Source organism: Acinetobacter lwoffii (assembly GCF_022809915.1).
GTDB classification, from domain to species: domain Bacteria; phylum Pseudomonadota; class Gammaproteobacteria; order Pseudomonadales; family Moraxellaceae; genus Acinetobacter; species Acinetobacter lwoffii_M.
The window spans coordinates 1-19,852 of record NZ_JALGQY010000004.1; the positions used below are offsets into that span (position 1 = coordinate 1).

Annotated in this window: 13 protein-coding genes; 5 read left to right on the forward strand and 8 right to left on the reverse strand. The window is 42.9% G+C overall.

The features are described from left to right. Positions 1-165: 165 nt before the first annotated feature. Positions 166-660, reverse strand: coding sequence for a transcription elongation factor GreB (gene greB / locus MTX11_RS03610; protein WP_004645740.1), 495 nt, complete (start codon positions 658-660; stop codon positions 166-168). 362 nt (positions 661-1,022) lie between these two features. Between greB and MTX11_RS03615 the strand changes: the two genes are divergently transcribed. Further along, positions 1,023-2,138 carry an MltF family protein gene (locus MTX11_RS03615; protein WP_243474389.1) on the forward strand — a complete coding sequence of 372 codons (1,116 nt, stop codon included), beginning with the start codon at positions 1,023-1,025 and terminating at the stop codon, positions 2,136-2,138. A 93-nt stretch (positions 2,139-2,231) separates the two neighbouring features. On the opposite strand, the gene MTX11_RS03620 is transcribed toward MTX11_RS03615, so the two are convergent. Together MTX11_RS03620 and ttcA are read right to left on the reverse strand one after the other, a co-directional pair. After that, positions 2,232-2,618, reverse strand: coding sequence for an SCP2 sterol-binding domain-containing protein (locus MTX11_RS03620; RefSeq protein ID WP_004280536.1), 387 nt, complete (start codon positions 2,616-2,618; stop codon positions 2,232-2,234). Between the two features lie 206 nt (positions 2,619-2,824). Beyond that, the gene (ttcA, locus tag MTX11_RS03625) at positions 2,825-3,751 is read right to left on the reverse strand and encodes a tRNA 2-thiocytidine(32) synthetase TtcA (protein ID WP_004280538.1); all 927 of its coding nucleotides are present in this window, start codon (positions 3,749-3,751) and stop codon (positions 2,825-2,827) included. Between the two features lie 499 nt (positions 3,752-4,250). Between ttcA and MTX11_RS03630 the strand changes: the two genes are divergently transcribed. Continuing rightward, complete coding sequence (locus tag MTX11_RS03630) at positions 4,251-5,123, forward strand: lytic transglycosylase domain-containing protein (protein WP_004731848.1); 873 nt, start codon at positions 4,251-4,253, stop codon at positions 5,121-5,123. A gap of 176 nt (positions 5,124-5,299) precedes the next feature. Then, positions 5,300-6,205, forward strand: a complete 906-nt coding sequence (htpX, locus tag MTX11_RS03635; RefSeq protein WP_004280540.1) for a protease HtpX — start codon at positions 5,300-5,302, stop codon at positions 6,203-6,205. Between the two features lie 81 nt (positions 6,206-6,286). Here the strand turns inward: htpX and MTX11_RS03640 are convergent, their stop codons facing one another. The 5 genes from MTX11_RS03640 to MTX11_RS03660 all read right to left on the reverse strand — a co-directional run bounded on the left by MTX11_RS03640 (position 6,287) and on the right by MTX11_RS03660 (position 16,699). Then, a complete protein-coding gene (locus MTX11_RS03640; RefSeq protein WP_243474390.1) occupies positions 6,287-6,868 on the reverse strand; it encodes a DUF4112 domain-containing protein in 582 nt (193 codons plus the stop codon). 74 nt (positions 6,869-6,942) lie between these two features. After that, on the reverse strand, positions 6,943-8,283 hold the full coding sequence (gene mgtE / locus MTX11_RS03645) for a magnesium transporter (RefSeq protein ID WP_243474391.1): 1,341 nt from the start codon (positions 8,281-8,283) through the stop codon (positions 6,943-6,945). A 160-nt stretch (positions 8,284-8,443) separates the two neighbouring features. Beyond that, on the reverse strand, positions 8,444-11,572 hold the full coding sequence (locus MTX11_RS03650) for an efflux RND transporter permease subunit (protein ID WP_243474392.1): 3,129 nt from the start codon (positions 11,570-11,572) through the stop codon (positions 8,444-8,446). Positions 11,573-11,744: 172 nt separating this feature from the next. Further along, positions 11,745-14,840: a multidrug efflux RND transporter permease subunit gene (locus MTX11_RS03655; RefSeq protein WP_243474393.1), complete on the reverse strand. Its 3,096-nt coding sequence runs from the start codon at positions 14,838-14,840 to the stop codon at positions 11,745-11,747. 257 nt (positions 14,841-15,097) lie between these two features. Beyond that, on the reverse strand, positions 15,098-16,699 hold the full coding sequence (locus tag MTX11_RS03660; RefSeq protein WP_004280550.1) for an isocitrate lyase: 1,602 nt from the start codon (positions 16,697-16,699) through the stop codon (positions 15,098-15,100). Positions 16,700-17,360: 661 nt separating this feature from the next. Here MTX11_RS03660 and MTX11_RS03665 point away from each other — a divergent pair. Together MTX11_RS03665 and paeA are read left to right on the forward strand one after the other, a co-directional pair. Further along, positions 17,361-18,350, forward strand: coding sequence for a LysR family transcriptional regulator (locus MTX11_RS03665; RefSeq protein WP_004280551.1), 990 nt, complete (start codon positions 17,361-17,363; stop codon positions 18,348-18,350). A gap of 127 nt (positions 18,351-18,477) precedes the next feature. Further along, positions 18,478-19,800 (forward strand): polyamine export protein PaeA, encoded by a 1,323-nt coding sequence (gene paeA / locus MTX11_RS03670; protein ID WP_004280552.1) that lies wholly within the window; start codon positions 18,478-18,480, stop codon positions 19,798-19,800. Positions 19,801-19,852: the final 52 nt, after the last annotated feature.

Genomic DNA, 19,852 nt, shown 5'->3' on the forward strand with positions numbered 1-19,852 from the left:
GAGATTCGAACTCACGGAGGACTCACACCCTCGTCGGTTTTCAAGACCGGTGCATTAAACCGCTCTGCCACGCTTCCATGGCCGACATCATATAAACAAAAATCACGCTTGGCAAATATTTTTATGCTTTCACTGCATCAACTGCACAAAATAAAATCAATTATATTAATCTGCTGAATTTTCTGGCTTTTCATAACGAATTGAGTTGATGAACCAAAGTTTCTTGCCGGAGGGGGTCAATACCTCGGCCTCATCATCGACCTGCTTGCCTAATAACGCGCGTGCCATCGGTGAACTGATCGAAATATGCTGCGGATGATGATCATAAATTTCATCTACACCGACAATACGTAAAGTTTTTTGTTCACCTTCTTCATTTTCAATGTCCACCCAGGCACCAAAATAGACCTTGCCCTCTTGCTCCGGGGAAAAATCTATAATTTTCAGCTCTTCGAGGCGCTTGCCGAGATACCTGACCCGTCGATCAATTTTACGCAAAATTTGCTTGTTATATTGGTAGTCTGCATTTTCAGAACGGTCGCCGAGACTAGCGGCCCAGTTTACTTTTTTGGTAATTTCAGGGCGCTCTTCATGCCAGAGATTCTTAAGTTCTGCCACCAATTTATCGTGTCCAGCACGGGTGATTAAGTTGGATTTCATACGTCTTGCTGATCATATTTTCAGTGTTTTAACTTACAAACAGCTTATTTTATTTACCATTTTAACACAATGGCAAAATTCCAAAAAAATTAACCCTATATTTCAATATCTTAAAATTATTTTTAAAAATAATTTGTGTACAAAATTTGACAATCGTTTTTCAGATCATTAATATGCCAGCAACTCCCGGAAATGCTTACTTTTTAATCTATGTAGTTTTTCTACATAATTATCTTTAAATCTCTTGTCATTTTGAATGACGTCATGACTGCCCAACCCTTATTGAATTTATCAAACTGTTAAAATTTCTGGCTTTATTGGCTGTGATTTTTAGGGCATAAATTACTTGTAGCGGAGACAACATGCACAGTAGTTCATCCACTGGGTCGAGGCTTTGCCTAAGATCTGTAATTTCTTCTCTCCCTTTGAAAGTACTTGTACTGAGCACTGCATTTATTCCCCTACACAGTATCAATGCAAGTAAGACCACACTTCAGTTTGATCATGTGGTCAATAGCAATAAGTTGACCGTGGTTGCGGTTGAAAATCCGACTACCGTATTCCAGGATGGACAACATCTGCATGGCTTCGGTTATGATCTGGTTCGTAACTATGCTAACAATCTGAATGTAAAACTCGATTTTAAAATCGTTCCTGATAATCAGACTGCCCTACAGTGGGTTGCTCAGGGTAAAGCCAATCTGGCCATGACGACTACCGATATACGCACCATTGAAAACAAGCGTTTGACGTCGTTCTCGGCCACTTGTGGCGATGAATCAATTCTGTCGAGTAATGGCTTGAATACCAATTTAAATCTGGTGTTTAAATTTGCTACAGATCCTTTGAGCCAGACGGCCAGTGCTTTTGTCTGCAAAGGCAAACAAAGTGGTGCCATCAAGCAGCTTGCTTCATTTTATAATCAGAATGTCGTGAAAGAGGAATCTTGGACCACCATTCAACGTGATTTGAACAACCGTCTGCCGATCTATGAAGCGAGTTTTAAACAGACAGCGCAGCAGTATGACCTGGATTGGCATTTACTGGCGGCCATTGGTTATCAGGAATCTTATCTGAAACCGAATTCAGTTTCTCCGACGGGTGTGCGTGGTTTGATGATGCTGACCAACAGTACAGCAAAAGCCATGGGCGTGAGTAACCGTACCGATCCTACTCAAAGCATTCAGGGTGGTGCCAAGTATTATGATCAAATGCTTAGTCGCTATGAGCATATTCCTTTTCCAGATCGGAACTGGTTTGCACTGGTAGCTTATAATATGGGCCCAGGTGCAGTGAATCAGTTGCAAAAGCGCATTCAGTCGCAAGGCAAGAACCCGAATAACTGGGTGAACTTATATGCCTATCTGGATCAGAATAAAGCCAATAATGGTCGCTACCGTCAAGCGGTACAATATGTGACCCGCATTCGTGCTTATTTGGAACATATCAAGACCACACCACAATTGGTGAATATCTAAGCTAAAACCTTAGCATTAATCAAAATGACATAAAAAAAGCTTACCTCAGGGTAAGCTTTTTTCGTCTTTATTCAGGCTAATGTCTTAGTAGAATTAAGCCGTGGTATTTTCAAGTACTTTCTTGAACAAATCTTTTTGTTCCTGACTTGGTTTTGCAGTCTGAAGTGCCATCAATTGTGACATATCACCCTGTACTTTGATTTTACCTGTCATAAATGCCTGCATCGCAGCAGCCATATCAAACTCTAGGAAAACTTTACGTAGAGTTTCGCCATCCATATTCAGCGTAGTTTTGGCATTTGAAGACAAACCTTTTTTGATTGCCCCACCATCTAAAGATAGTTCAGTATTACCTGTAGTGTCCGCTACAACCAAATTAATCGCAAGGTTCGCCAAAGCTGGTGGCAAATTCAAATCGCCAGCTTGCGCAGTTAGAGTTTCTACAGTTGAAAACCAATCATCAGTTAAAAAAGCAGGCATGATCTTTCCTCAAATTATTTGTTCATTTGTGTCGACTATCCAGACGACATCATGTTGAAGCTATTATGCTTGTGCTTTGTTATATCATGATCATTAGCGCAAAGGCTAACGAATTTTGTACGCGCCGTTCAATTTTTGTAGTTCTATTTTTATTTATGTTTATAAGCAGACATCAACCCGCAGGCTGATGTCTACACGTTCTAAAATTAGTCTGCAGCAAAGCCCAGATTGACCATATTGATCCGGCGGTTCTCGCCTTCCACCGCTTCTTCAGTTGAATCACCGCCTTTGAAGTCGAATTCACGCTGGCTGTCCAGCACTTCAAAATCAAATAATTCACGATCGACCAACTGCGATGGCGAAACATTTTGCAATGCGCCAAAAATGCTGTGCAGACGTTTTGGATGTGCTTTATCCCAATCACGTAACATGTCATTGATAATTGCGCGCTGCAGGTTGTCCTGAGAGCCACATAAATTACATGGAATAATTGGAAATTGACGCATTTCTGCATATTTAATGATGTCTTTTTCTTCCACATAGGCCAGTGGGCGAATCAGAATGTTCTTTTTGTCTGAAGACAACAGTTTTGGTGGCATAGCTTTCAAGCTGCCGCCATGGAACAGGTTCAGGAAGAAAGTCGCCAAGATATCATCACGATGATGGCCTAAAGCAACTTTGGTCGCACCAATTTCCTGCGCAAAACCGTATAAAGAACCACGACGCAAACGCGAACAGACTGCACAGTAGGTTTTACCTTCAGGCGTCAACTTTTTGGTGATGCTGTAGGTATCTTTTTCCAAAATGTAATACGGAATGTTATTTTCTTCTAAATAACGCGGTAATACATCTTCCGGGAAGCCTGGCTGTTTCTGGTCCAGATTCACAGCCACTACATCGAAATTGATCGGTGCGATGCGCTTGAACTGTAGCAGGATATCCAACAGGGTATAACTGTCTTTACCACCAGAAATACACACCATGACCTTATCGCCTTCTTCAATCATCTTGAAGTCACGAATGGCATGTCCGACCTGGCGGCGAAGCTTCTTCAACAAACGGTAGTAGGCTGAGCTTGTTGGCAGTTCAGGTTTGAAATTAAATCCTTGTTCGGACTCAACTGGCGAGTACATAGACGAGATTAACCCATAAAAAAAATACCGCGCAATTTTAGCCGATTCGGACCGCTATCGCATCAAAAGAATTTATTTTCATGAAAATGTCTTATTAGTTTCATTTTCATGTTTTATTTAGATTGATATATTGAACGATTGCATTCATTTTTTAGTCAAGATGCTTATCTTTTGGACTTTTCCACAGTTGTCCACAAAAGCTGTGGATAACTTTGTGGATTGAAACAGACTTGACAACTTGTCCGGCTCAAAAGATAAGGCTTTTCTTTGAATTGATCATTTTTTGATCAATTTAATTATTAATAAAAATCAAATAGTTAACCCTGTCAAGCCTAAGGTTTTAAATTAAATCATATTTTTTTTTCTATCGCTAAAATGTAAAAAATGACTTGCATTTACAAACTCGTTTATAAATGCAGCGCACAAGTCTTTTCATTCCGTAATTTTTTGTTAAACTCTTTATTAAATTTTTCTCGCTTGTGTTTACTTAATATAAACAATGAAAATAAATGTGCATGTTTTGGGGCGTTATGGGATCAGTGGTTTGCTATTGGCAAGCTGTTGTCATTTTGCTTATGCTGGTCAAACGATCTATCAATTACGCGACAGTAATGGCAGTACTTTATTGACTAATAAGAAAAGTCGCTATAATCATCTACAGGTAGAAAAGAAAACCTATTATCCAGACAGCAATATTCACAGTTATAGCAACTGGGGCTCGAGTGAAGCCTCGGTATTGCCTAGCTATAGTAGAAATAAAAATGCCTATGACTCGATCATCCGTCAGGCAGCACAAACCTATGGTGTATCTGAAGGCTTGATTAAAGCTGTGATGCATACCGAATCCGGTTTTAATGTACAGGCACGCTCTCCAGTCGGTGCACAGGGCTTAATGCAACTCATGCCGGCGACTGCCCGTCGTTTTAATGTCAGCAATGCTTATGACCCGCAGCAGAATATTATGGCAGGTGCCAAATATCTGGCCTGGTTATTAAAACGCTTTAATGGCAATACCACCTTGGCACTGGCAGGCTATAATGCTGGTGAAGGTAATGTCGCTAAATATAAGGGCGTACCACCGTTTCGTGAAACTCAGGACTATGTCCGTCGTGTTAGCAGCCGTTATCAGAACCTATATGCTCAAGGTCTAGGTAATCATAGTGCTGCCTATACAGCATCTTCTGATACTGGCCGTGTGATTGCCAGTTCTGACAATTATTCGACTGGAACCACCACAGCTTCCAATATTCAGGCTGCCAAGTATCAGCGTCAGATCATTGCTCAAGCGGATGGCAGTTTCACCGATGCACCGGCAGGCTCTTATGCCACCGCCAATGCGTCAGCATCTGCAAAAATATATTTAAGTGAATAATTCCTAAACAGCTTTGTTTTTAAAGACCTATGTTTTTATTTGTACAAAAAATATCCTGTGTTTTTTGTAGCCAAATGCTATTTTTTCCTTGAATTCTTCTCGATTTCACCGCATATTGATTTCAATGATTTACATTTAATAATCAGATTATTTTTCTGTAATAAGAGGATTTCTCAATGATGCGGATTGGTTTGTTCTTGCTAACCAACCTCGCGGTACTGGTTGTAGCTGGCATTATCTTGTCACTCTTCGGTGTCGGTAGTTACCATGGCGCAGGTGGCTTGAATCTAGGCAACCTGTTGGTCATCTGTTTTGTGTTCGGTATGGTCGGCTCAATGATTTCCCTGTTCATGTCTAAATGGATGGCGAAAAAGACCACGGGTACTGAACTGATTGACCCGAATGCACCTCGTAACCAAGCTGAAGCCTGGTTGCTCCAAGAAGTTGCACAACTTTCTCAGCGTGCAGGCATTAAAATGCCGGAAGTGGGTATTTTCCCCTCTTACCAGTCGAATGCCTTTGCCACCGGCTGGAACAAAAATGATGCTCTCGTTGCGGTATCAACTGGCTTGCTTGAGCGTATGAACAAAGACGAACTTCGTGCAGTATTAGCGCATGAGATTGGTCATGTCGCCAATGGTGACATGGTCACTCTGGCACTAATCCAAGGTGTTGTGAACGCCTTCGTGATGTTCTTCGCACGTGTCGCAGGTGATTTTATTGACCGCAATGTCTTTGGTCGTGAAGAAGGTGAAGCACCGGGTATTGCCTATTTCGTGATTACTATTGTGCTGGATATCGTGTTCGGTATTCTTGCGTCGTCGATTGTGATGTGGTTCTCTCGTCATCGTGAATACCGTGCTGATGAAGCAGGTGCACGTCTGGCAGGTAAACAAGCCATGATTTCAGCATTACTGCGCTTACAGGCAGAATCTGAAATGCCGGATGCCATGCCGAAAGAAATGAAAGCATTTGCGATTTCTGCGGGTAAAGAAGAAGGCTTTAGCCTTGCTGCATTGTTCCAGACGCATCCAAGCATCGAACAGCGTGTCGCTGCTTTGCAACAACTTGATTGTGCTTAAGTAAAACTTTAGTTTTGATTTAAGAAAAGCCTGCAATTGCAGGCTTTTTTTATTGGATTTAATTATTTTTTAGCTAGCCTATCATTGGCTGAACCATTGATATAGCGCCATAGCACCCCACCCGATCGCGAAGACAAATACAATCAGGAATAAAGTACCTAAAATATCGGGGATGTGAATCCAGATCCAGGCCACCACGGGATTGCGCCAGAATGCTGATTGCTGTTGTTTGCGTTCCAGACTTTCATGCAAAAATGGGTGTACCACATGCCGGTCGCTGCTAATCTGATATTCCTCGCGAATATGCAGATGCACGACATCGAGCGCTTTGCGACTGGGCCGAATAAAAATATCAAAGACCGTGCCCGCCACCGGAATAAATCCTACCACAGCATCGATCGCCGCCATCTTCATCACCGGATTGAGTTTGGCACTCGGAACCCCGATCTGTTTGGCCTTATGAATGGCATAACAGGTCAATACAAAACCGGCAATATCTCCCGCAACCGGAATCGTACTCAAAGCAGCATCTGCCCCCACTCCTTGCTTGGTAAATGGAATACGTACTACGGAATCCATTATATTGGCAAACTTGGCCAGATCACGTTCCAGACGTATCACCTCTTGTTGGCTTAGTTTTGGTTTTTGTCCAGACTCAGGCATAGGTTATTCCAGAAATAATGCTGATTTTCATGAGCATAAAGCATTTTTTCTAGGCTGTTGTATCAATCTGTGAATTAAAACAATAATTTGGAAGCCACAAATAAATACAGAATCACACCGGTAGCATCGCAGATGGAAGTCACCAATGGCGCCGAAGCACTGGCAGGATCAAGTTTGAGTTTATTTAAAATAAAAGGCAGACTCATGCCGATCAGGCAGCCCATCAACACAATCCCGAGCATACTGATGGCCAGCACCACAGCGACCATGATATCTCCCCGAATATAACCCAGAATGGATACCGCAATCGCCATAGTGCCGCCTAAGCACAGCGCCACCAGAGATTCGCGACTGATCAAATTAAACCAATCCTTAAATTCGACATCGCCTGTGGCCAAGGCACGCACCATCAAGGTGGCTGATTGCGAACCGGCATTCCCGCCACTACCCACCAAAAGCGGTAAGAAAAATACCAACACGATATGTGCGGCAATGATCTCTTCAAAGTGTGCAATGCCGATTCCCGAGAGCAGACTGCCAAAAACCAGAATGACCAGCCAAAAGACCCGCTTCTGATACAGGGTCAAAATCGGGGCAGTTTTAAGGCTCAATTCAGTCAACGGTGTCACTGCACCCGACTTTAAAATATCTTCAGTGGTTTCGGCTTCGACAATGTCCATAGCATCGTCATAAGTAACAATTCCTAAGAGTTTTTGCTGTGCATCAACTACAGGCAGAGCAATAAAATCATAATAGGCCAAGGCTCGAGCTACAATTTCCTGATCATCTGTTACCTGAGCAGAAATGACGTCACGTTGCATCACCTCGGCAATGCTCAGCTCAGGTAAGGCCTGTATGATCTGCCTTAAGGAAATCACACCGATCAGCCGTTCTTCTGCATCGACAATATAAATCAAATACAGGGTTTCCTGCCCGGCGGCCACCACACGTAAAGCCTGTATCGCTTCATCCATGGTTAAATCGGGTGAGAGCGTCACAAAACTTGAGCTCATCATGGCACCCGCTGTACCTTCCGGATAGATGGCCAGATCTTTGAGTGTCTGCTGGGATTCTTCAGATAATGCGCTCATCAATTGCAGCTGTAGCGGCGGCGAAAACTGCTTATAAATATCGACAAAATCATCAGAGGGCATTGCGTCCAGAATGGGAACAAGTTCTGAAATGGATAAGTACTTTGTCACGTTTAACTGCTGCCCTAGGGGCATAAAGGCATAGACCAAGCTTGATTCATTCAGTTGCCTTAAAATTTGGGCCTGTTGCCGAGCATCTAAACGACTTAAAATGCGCGCCTGATCGGCGACATTCAGCTGACTGAGTAAGCCTACAGCGATGTCGTGATTTTCAGAATGTAATTGTTGTTGGATATGCTGGATTTTCTCTGAAATTGTCGGCATAAGCAGCTCATTATAAAAGTCTGGCATTCAAGAGATGTTTGTCCTGATCCCTGTATCCTAATTTTTCATGTGAATAATTTTAATGATCATGCTGCAATATGACGATATTTTTTGTATAAATCAATTCCTCGATATTTAGCCAGAAAAAAGCCTGCCTGAGTCAGGCTTGTTCACTTTCTAAAGATGGATGCTCTATCACCACTGATTTAGAAACCGTTTTTTTAACCATCAGACCACGGATCAATACATACATAAAGGGAATAAACAGCAGTACCAGGACAGTGGCAAATAGCACCCCACCAAAAACACTACTGCCAATCTCCTGCCGGCTGATTGCACTGACACCGGTGGCAAACATCAAAGGCAGTACGCCCGCTGCAAATGCAATGGAAGTCATGACAATAGGACGCAAGCGTAAGCCCGCAGCCATTATCGCGACCTGAAACGGAGTATGACCTGCCCGCTCTGCTTGTGCAGCAAACTCTACAATCAAAATTGCATTTTTACAGGACAGACCGATAGTCGTCAGCAAGGCGATATGAAAGTAAATATCGTTCGCAAAACCAAACCAGACACAGAACAGAATACTTCCTCCCACGCCCAGAGGAATCGCGGTCAACACCACAGCAGGAATCGTCCAGCTTTCATAGAGTGCCGTTAAACATAAGAAAATAAAGGCAATCGAAATTAGATACAAGAAAATAGCTTGTCCACTGCTGCGTTTTTCTTCTAGGGCAGCTCCACTCCAGGCCAAATTTACTCCATCTTGTTCATCAACTAAAGCTTCGACATCTTGCATGGTTTGACTCGAAAATTGATCTTTGGGAATACCTGCATATACAGGCACGGCGTTATAGCCCATATAACGGTTGATACTATTCGGTCCACCTTGCCAATTCAGCGTAGTGAATTGATTAAACGATAACATTTCGCCTGTGCTATTACGAACATGCCAATGTGCCAAATCTTCAGGTTTAGAACGGAACTCCGCTTCGCCTTGCATGATGACCCGTTTGATTTGTCCACGATCAATAAAGTCGTTGATATAAGTACCACTCCAAGCCGCAGCCAACGTACTATTAAAACTTTGCTGAGGTACGGCATATTTGAGTAAACGTTCTACATCCAGTTTAATATTCAGCTCGGCACTTTCTTTGGGTACATCAAGTTGTAAATATTCAATCGATGATTTTGCTTTGGCACGAGTTTCAATCTCAGAGAAGGATTGCTGTAAAAACTCGCTACCCCGTGAATCTAGATCTTGTAACCAGAAGTCGACCACACGTCCATTACTTGACATAGAAGGTGCCATAAAGAAAATCTGGGCATTGGTATGATTGGCAAAGTGCTTTTGTGCACGATCTACAATAGCAAAGACGGTATCTTCAGGATTTTTACGCGCTGCCCAGTCCTTTAATACGACAAATAGCTGACCACGATAAGGCCCAACCCCAACATTGTTTCCGCTATACCAAATCCCAATGCTTTGAATGCGCTCAGATTCATGTTGCATTAAATAGTCCTGGACTTCACGCCCTACTTTTTCTATCTCAGAACGTGGTGCATTGCCCGGCATCACAATTTGACCCATGACAAAGCCCATATCTTCCGTTGGCATTAGCCCTTCGGGCAAGGTTTTATAAAGCCAGCCAAAGCCTAAAACACATATACTAAATACAGCCAACATCGTCATTTTAGACTGCATGCTACGTGCAGAAAGCTTTTGGTAACGTATGGTGAGCTTATCCATGCCACGATTAAAACGCTGTGCCCATTTTGGTTGATGTGGTTGACGTTTTAGCAGTTGCGCTGCAAATGTAGGGGTGATGATGAGTGCCACCAATAAAGAAAGTAGCATTGCCACGACCAACGTGATGGAAAACTGACGATAGATGACTCCTGTCATACTGCCAAAAAATGCCATGGGAATAAATACAGCAGTTAAGACCAAAGTAATCCCGATCAATGCACCGCTGATTTCCTTCATTGACTTTAAAGCTGCAGCCTGAGCATCCAAATGTTCTTCATGCATCAAACGTTCAATGTTTTCCACGACCACAATGGCATCATCGACCAACAGGCCAATCGCCAAAATCAGGGCAAACAAGGTAAAACTGTTTAAGCTCATTCCCAGTACATACAGCACCGCAAATGTGGCTAAAACTACAATCGGAATCGTGACTGCAGGAATAATAGTAGCGCGCCAGTTTTGCAGGAAGATAAACATCACCAAAACCACCAGTACCATCGCTTCGACCAAAGTTTTCACGACTTGTTCAATTGAACTGGTAATGAATGGGGTTCTGTCCATGGTCATACGCAATTGATAATGTGCAGGCAAATTGGCTTGGGCATTTTTCAACACCGTTTGCATCTGCTCTGAAACCGCAATCGCATTACTCCGTGGCGCCAATTGAATCGATAATGCAGCGGATAAATGACCGTTGGTATAATTTAAATGGTTATAACTTTCTGCCCCCAACTCAACACGTGCGACATCTTTCAAGTACAGGACCGAACCTGAATCTGTTGTCTTCACAATAATTTTTTCAAATTCATGAATACTACTTAAACGTGATCCCGCACTAACCTTGGCATTCATGTATTGATCTTGTGCTGTTGGTAATCCACCAATAGAACCAGATACAAGAGGTGCATTTTGTGCCTCGACTGCATTGCGAATATCACTCGGCATCAGATTAAATTGGCGTAGTTTATGTGGATTGAGCCAAATGCGCATCGCATAGCCTGCGCCATAAAGCTCCACCTCACCCATCCCGTCAATACGGGAAAAACGCGGTTCAACATGCACCATTAAATAGTCAGCAAGCTCTGTAGGTGTCGCCTTCCCTGATTCATCATATAAACTCAGTAATGCAAATTGATCATAACCTTGTTTATAAACAGCCACTCCATTTTGCTGGGTTTCTTCAGGCAATCGACTTAGCACACCATTGACCGCATTTTGCACTTGCAACAGTGCCTGATCGAGATCTACTCCTTGCTCAAACGACAGTGTCAGATTTGCACGTCCCACGCTACTGTTGGACTGAAAGCTTTCCAAACCTTCAATGCCTTTCACCGCTTGTTCTAAAATTTGCGTGACCGATTGCTCAACGGTTTCCGCAGATGCACCACGATACCCCGCAGAAACCCCTAACGCAGGTGCATCCATATTCGGCATATGCTCAATCGGAATTTTTTGCAGTGCAAAAATTCCTAATACCATCATGATAATGGCGATGACGGCTGCAAATTTAGGTCGATAAATAAAAAAGTGTGACAACATGAATAAAAATCCCCATCAGATGCATTCTCACGACACATTCTTGTATGAATAGATGATTTTTATAGCAATTTTCACACCATGCTGAAAACGCAACCAGTCATTGGACGAGTTTTGGCGATAAAAAAATCCCCGTATAAACGGGGATTTTTCAGCTCTAGAGTTTTCCTTTATTTTAAGCACGCGATTTTTTGATGATGAGTCGACGAATTAAAACATACATAAATGGAATAAAAATCAGCACCAGCAATGTTCCAAAAATGACACCACCAAATACACTCACGCCAATTTCCTGACGACTCACCGCACCAGCGCCTGTAGCAAAGACCAGCGGTAAAATCCCTGCGCCAAAGGCCAAAGAAGTCATCAAAATTGGACGTAGACGTAAAGACGCACCTTCTAGTGCGGCTTCTACTACCGATTTACCTTGTTGCTGCACTAATGAAGCAAATTCCACAATCAGAATGGCATTCTTACAGGACAGACCAATGGTAGTCAGCAAGGCAATCTGGAAATAGATATCATTCGGGAAACCAGCCAGATAACTGAAAATAATATTGCCGCCAATCCCGAGTGGAATAGCTGACATCACGGCGGTTGGAATGCTCCAGCTTTCATATAAAGCCGCCAGACAAAGAAAAATAAAACCAATTGAAATCAGATACAGCCAGATCGCCTGATTATTGGACTGTTTTTCCTCGAAAGAAAGACCGCTCCAGACCACATCCACCCCTTCCTGCTCGGCAATTAAAGCTTCCACATCTTGCATGGCCTGGCCGGAACTGCTGTCTTTGGCCCGATCGGCTTCCATTTGCAATGCGGTATACCCCATAAAGCGGTTGACCACTTCAGGACCACCACTCCAGCCCACTTGCGAGAAGTTACTGAAAGGCACCATCTGATTTTGGTCATTTCGTACATGCCACTGTGCCAGATCTTCCGGCTTAGAGCGGAATTCAGCATCACCCTGCATAATCACCCGTTTAATCCGACCACGATCAATAAAGTCATTGATATAACTGCCGCCCCAAGCACTGGATAAAGTACTGTTGATTGCCGATTGAGTCAGGCCGTTGGCCATGGCCTGTTTCTGATCAATATTGACACGTAGTTCTGCTTTGTCAGGATTAGAACGCTTGCCCAGATTTTCAAAGCTTGTATAGTTGCCCGCCCGAGCTTCCAGCGCTTTAAATTGCTGTTCCAGATATTGCCGGCCATTGCCATTGATATCTCGAATCCAGAAATCCAGACCATCGGTTTGTCCCAGACCATTGACTGAAGCTGGCATGGACACATTAATTTGTGCATTGCGATTACTCTGGAAATGCTTCAAAGCCCGTTCACGAATCGATTGTGCAGTATTGTCCTGACCGAAACGCTCATCCCAATGTTTCAACGCTACAAAACCGGTCGCGAGGTTCTGACCAGTTCCAGAGAAATTTCGCCCATAACGGATCATCACCAGATTGACATTAGCTTGTTCCTGATCCAGAAAATACTTACGGACTTCTTCACCGATCTGAATGGTATTTTTCATCGGAGCGCCTTCCTGCAATTTGATTTGCAAGCTTAAGATCCCCTGATCCTCACTCGGTAAGAAACTGGTCGGCAAGGCACGATAGAACAGCGCAAACACACCGATCAATCCGGCAAACAGCAGCAAACAGATTGCCTGACGCTGAATCGTGAGTTTAGACAAATTCAGATAATGATGTTTTAAATGATCCAGTTTCTGATTAAACCAGGACGCCCATTTTGCCGGTTTAGGATTCGGTTTTAGGATAAGCGCGCACAATGCTGGGGTTAGAATCAATGCCACCATTAAAGACAGCGACATGGCCGCAACCAAAGTGATAGAAAACTGGCGATAGATCACGCCAGTCGATCCACCAAAAAAAGCCATTGGAATAAAGACTGCGGTTAAGACCAAAGTAATCCCGATCAGTGCCCCACTAATTTCCTGCATGGATTCCAGGGCAGCGTCTTTGGCGGACAGTTGCTTTTCATGCATCAATCGTTCAACGTTTTCCACCACAACAATCGCATCATCCACCAACAGACCGATCGCCAGAACCAGCGCAAATAAGGTTAAGGTGTTGATACTCATACCCAGTGCATACAGCACCGCCATGGTACCCAAAATCACTACCGGAACAGTCACGGTAGGAATCAAGGTGGCACGCCAGTTCTGCAAGAAAATGAACATCACAATGATGACCAAAATCACGGCTTCGATCAGGGTTTTGACCACTTCTTTAATTGACTCTTGTACAAAAGGCGTATTATCACGTGGATAGGCAATTTTATAGCCTTCAGGCAATTGCTGGGAAATACGGGCAATTTCAGCTTTAATCAGATTAGAGGTGGCAATGGCATTGGCACCTGACGCCAGCGAAATACCCAGACCTGCCGATGGATAACCATTATTGGTACTATAAGACTGATAATTTTCAGCACCCAGTTCTACCCGCGCAATATCTTTCAAATAAATAAAGCTGCCGGCACGATCCGATTTGACAATAATATTCTGGAATTCTTCCACGGTTTTTAGCCGTGAACCCGAAGTAACTTTGGCATTCAGGTATTGCTCGTCTATGGCGGGAAGATCACCAATCGCACCAGCAGCGACCTGAGTATTCTGGGCTTCAATCGCAGCACGCACATCGCTTGGCATCAAGTTATATTGTTTTAATTTTACCGGATTCAGCCAGATCCGCATCGCATATTGTGAACCAAAAACATCAACCTCACCAATGCCTTCAATCCGGGAAATGTCCTGTTCCAGATGGGTCATCAGATAGTCGGAAAGTTCAATATTGTTGCTGCGCCCCGATTCATCATACAGGCTGATCACCATATGGGTATCACCGAGCGATTTAAAAACATTAACGCCTTGGCGTTGTACATCTTCCGGTAATCGGTTTAGTACCCCATTAATCGCATTTTGTACCTGCACCTGTGCGGTATCTGGGTCGGTGCCATTTTCAAAGCTAATACTGACCCGGCTGCGCCCTGAAGAATCACTACTCGAACTGAAATACAGCAGATGATCAATGCCTTTGATTTGCTGTTCCAGCACTTGAGTCACACTTTCTTCCACAGTTTCCGCAGAAGCACCGCTATAAGTTGCTGCCACCGTTATCCTTGGCGGGGCAATGTCCGGATAACGTTCCACTGGCAGGTTCATCACTGCGAACAAGCCGATTGCCATGACAACAATCGCCAGTACCCCAGCAAAGATCGGGCGGTGGATAAAAAATTTAGACAGCATAAGTCCGGGTCACTTTTAATTAAATAGGGGTAAATTGATGCAGAACATAAGCATGCTATATCCAAATATTCAGTGACATAGCACTAGAATGCAAGAATTAAACACATAAAAACTGCGATAAAAACCAATCATGGAGAAATTATGGATAATCCCTCTTGAGCACGTTCTTGAGATTGCTCTTCCCTATTTATTAATAGCATTTTTCCAAACAAAAAACCCTGCAGATGCAGGGTTTTTTGGTGAATCAATTGAGCGAATTAAGCGCTGAACTGGTTCATTGTGTTTTTAGAATCATCACCAGCTTTCAATGCATTGTCACCAGCGAAGATTTCTTTGTGGTCATCACCGATGTCAGAACCAGCCATTGCTTGGTGTTTAACACATGCGATACCGCCGCGGATTTCTTTACGTTGTACGCCAGCAACATAAGCCAACATACCTTCAGTACCGAAGTAACCTTGAGCAAGCTCATGAGTAGAAAGCGCAGCTGTGTGGTAAGTCGGAAGTGTGATCAAGTGATGGAACACACCAGCTTCACGCGCAGCGTCTGCTTGGAATGTACGTACTTTCTCATCAGCTTCAGCAGCCAGTTCAGTTGCATCGTACTCAGCGCTCATTAACTTAGCACGGTCGTAAGCAGAAACGTCTTTACCTTCAGCAACCCAACGGTCATACGCTTGTTGACGGAAGTTTAAAGTCCAGTTGAACGAAGGCGAGTTGTTATAAACAAGTTTCGCATTTGGAACTGTTTCACGTACACGGTTAACCATGTGAGCGATTTCAGCAACGTTAGGCGTCGCAGTTTCGATCCAAAGAAGGTCAGCACCGTTCTGTAAGCTAGTTACACAGTCAAGTACAACGCGGTCAATTTGAGTGCCTTCACGGAACTGGTATAGACCAGAAGCAAGACGTTTAGGACGGTGAAGTTTACCATCACGCTTGATCAGGATTTCGTCTTCTTGCGCTTCTGAAATGTCAATTTCAGTTGTGTCTAAGTAGCTGATGTATTGAGAAGCGATGTCGCCTGGCTCTTTAACCACTGGGATTTTTTGAGTCAAGTCAGCACCTTCAGAGTCAGTACGTGCAACGATGATACCGTCGTCAAGACCCATTTCCAGGAATGCATAACGAAGCGCGTGGATTTTCGCGATGAAGTCTTCGTGTGGAACTGTTACTTTACCAGCTTGGTGACCACATTGTTTCGCGTCAGAAACCTGGTTTTCGATTTGTAGTGCACAAGCACCCGCTTCGATCATTTTCTTAGCAAGTAAGTAAGTCGCTTCTTCGTTACCGAAACCAGCGTCGATGTCCGCAATAATTGGCACAACGTGAGTTTGGAAGTTGTCGATTTGTGAAGTGATTTCAGCTGCTTTAGCAGTGTCGCCCGCTTCTTGTGCTTTTTTAAGTGCACGGAACAAGTCGTTTAATTCTTTCGCATCAGCTTGACGTAAGAAAGTGTAGATTTCTTCGATCAATGCAGGAACAGAAGTTTTTTCGTGCATAGATTGGTCAGGAAGTGGACCGAATTCTGAACGAAGCGCTGCAACCATCCAACCAGAAAGGTAGATGTAGCGACGTTCAGTTGTACCGAAGTATTTTTTGTTCGCAATCATTTTTTGTTGCGCGATGAAACCGTGCCAGCAACCTAGTGATTGAGTGTATTTGCTAGAGTCTGCATCATAAGCAGCCATATCACGACGCATAATTGCCGCTGTATATTTCGCAATGTCTAAACCAGTTTTGAAACGGTTTTGAAGTTGCATACGCGCAGCATCTTCAGGACTGATGTCTGCCCAAGTGTTACCGAATTTCGCTTTTAATTCGCGGATTGCATCAATCGCTGTTTGGTATGTAGTCATGATATATTCCTGTAATAATATTAGGATTTTTCTGCAACGAACCGCTCAAATCACACCCTCAATGACTTGTTCAGATTTTCGACGATCCGTTGGGATAGCTAAAGATTAGTGGGCTTATGAAAATTAATCCAATAGTCTGCAAGAATCTTCAGTATTTATTTAAAAAATGAGTAGATCAAAGTCTTATTACAATCTTGATAGATTAAATTAAGATTATGTTTTATATATATTTATTTAAAAATAAAAATGGATAAAATTTCCACATGTTGCTTAAAAATAATTCATTAGACTTAAGTCTGGATATGGGGTTTATGCCCTTTTATCTTTAAAAAATACTGATCTTTGATGATTTATTCAACTTGATGAATTCTCGATTTAGTGTACTTTTCACTCAAATACTGAACGTAAGAACAGCCTTTCTCATGTTCTTTTAAAGCGAAAAGATGGTTTTCATTTCCCTCTATAAAAAGGCTAAATGATATTCTATTTAACGTGCATCTTTTCTCTTATGTACACTTTGAATAATGGAGCTTAAGCCTGTGTTAATTTTGTAAACTTTATCAGTGAGCACGTGGCTTTTTTTCATCGACGCTTTACACAAGGCCCGGCAATTATGGCATAATCTTCATAATTTCTTGTATTTATTCTCGGTATTTCTTTTATGAATCTGGAGCGGGTCGATCTCAATCTATTAATTTATCTTGATGTACTTCTTCGCGAAAAAAATGTCACACGTGCAGCAGAACAACTGGGCGTTACCCAGCCTGCCATGAGTAACATCTTACGCCGATTACGCAATTTATTTAATGATCCCCTCCTGATTCGTTCTTCTGAAGGCATGACACCCACTGAACGTGCCTTAGAATTGCAGCCCCGCATTCGAGATGCGCTCGCTGATCTGTCGATGATCCTGGAACCACGTACCGAGTTCCGTCCATATACCTCAAATCGTGTCTTCCGGATCATGACCTCGGATTATGCAGAAGCCACGCTGGTTCCACGTCTGGTTAAAGCCCTACGTTCAGAAGCACCGAACGTGGTATTAGACTTCCTGACGCCAAGTGACGTGTCATATCGTGACATGGAACAAGGCAAGGTCGATCTGGCAATCAACCGTTTTAATGAAATCCCGCAAAGTTTTCATCAGGTTTTGGTCTGGCGTGACAGCTTTTCTTGCCTTTTAAATAACAAGCATCCTGCCGCAAGCAACTTAAACCTTAAAAGTTACCTGGATGCACAGCATATCTGGGTTTCCAAAACCGGTATGGGTGTTGGCTTCGGGGTAAATCCTGAAAAACAGGCCGGTTTAGGCTGGATCGATCAGGCTTTAGAACGTATTGGCCAGAAACGTAAAATCTCAGTCTTTACCCGTCACTACCAGATGCCGGGGTTATTGGCTGCCAATGTCGATCTGGTCGCAACACTGCCTTCACGCATTGCACGTTTGCAAGCCAAGAATCACAATTTAATTCTCAAAGATCCGCCGTTTTATATTCCTGAATTTGAATTGAAAATGGCATGGTGTCCTTTATTGCATCATCATCCGGCGCATCGCTGGTTACGTCAGCTGATTTTATATGTCGCCCGCCAGATGATTGAAGAAGAAAACCGTGAATTCCTGAGCAATAATTCTCAATTTTCACATTATTAAACTCAAAATCTTCTAAATTCTTATTTTTTAAGATTATACTTCGAAGACTTGAGATGTCATTGTTACACCTCAAGTCTTTTTTTGTGTTAAAAATATCCCAAGATACTATTCATCCACAGGTGGATTTGTGAGCCTCTTACAAAATATCGTGATTATCTTAATACTCATCACGGGGGCCGGTTTTTTATCTTTAACTGAAATCGCCCTCGCTGGTGCCCGTAAAGTCAAACTCAAAATTCTGGCTGAGTCGGGTGATCATCGCGCTCAAAAAGTTTTAGATCTACAAGAAAATTCTGCAGACTTCTTTGCAGCCTCCCAAATTGGTTTAAATGCAGTTGCCATTCTTGGTGGTATTTTAGGTGAAGGTGCCTTCCGTCCTTATATTTATAATTTTGTTTCCCGCTTTTACCAAGGACCTTGGGCTGACAATATCAGCTTTGCGCTTTCCTTTACGGTCGTCACTTCATTATTTATTTTATTTGCAGACCTGATGCCGAAACGTCTGGCCATGATTGCGCCAGAAAAGATCGCAGTCTCAGTCATCGAGCCAATTCAGATTTTCATTAAAGTCTGCAAACCTTTGGCTTGGTTTATCAATGCGATTGCCAACATGCTGTTCCGTCTGTTTAAAGTAAATACTATTCGTGATGACAATATTACTTTTGATGATATTTCTGCAGTGATGGATGCCGGTGCACAGGCAGGCGTGCTCCAGAAACAGGAACACCATTTCATTGAAAACGTATTCGAGCTGGAAGAACGTAACGTGCCTTCGAGTATGACCACACGTGAAAATGTGGTGTTCTTCACCTTGAATGAACCGGAAGAAAGTATTCGGCAAAAGCTGGCAGAATATCCCTACTCCAAGTTTCTGGTATGTAGCAATGACATTGACAGTGTGATTGGCTATGTCGATGCCAAAGACATTCTGGTGCGTATTCTGAACAACCAGTCGCTGCTGCAGCTTAATGAAAATACCATCCGTAATGTGTTGACCATTCCTGACACTTTGACCTTATCGGAAGTTCTGGACCGTTTCCGCTCTACCAAGGAAAAGTTTGCCGTCGTCATTAATGAATATGCGCTGGTAGTTGGAGTGATTACCCTATCCGATATTATGATTACCGTGATGGGCGACTGGGTGACGCCTATTGAAGCCGATCAGCAAATTATTAAACGTGACAATAATTCCTGGCTGATTGAAGGCAGTACACCGATTGAAGACATCAAGCATGCGCTTGAAATTGATGAAATGCCTGATGATGAAAACTATGAAACCATTGCTGGCTTCATGATGTATAAATTACGCAAGATTCCACGTCCTGCAGATGCAGTGATATTTGGTGCTTATAAGTTTGAAGTGGTGGATGTCGATCATTTTAAAATTGACCAGTTACTGGTGACCCGCTTAATCGAAACCAATTCAGTTATTCAAGAAGAATCAGATTAATCTGGTTCTTCTTTTTATTCCTCTATTTCAAAAATTATTCTAATAAAAAAAT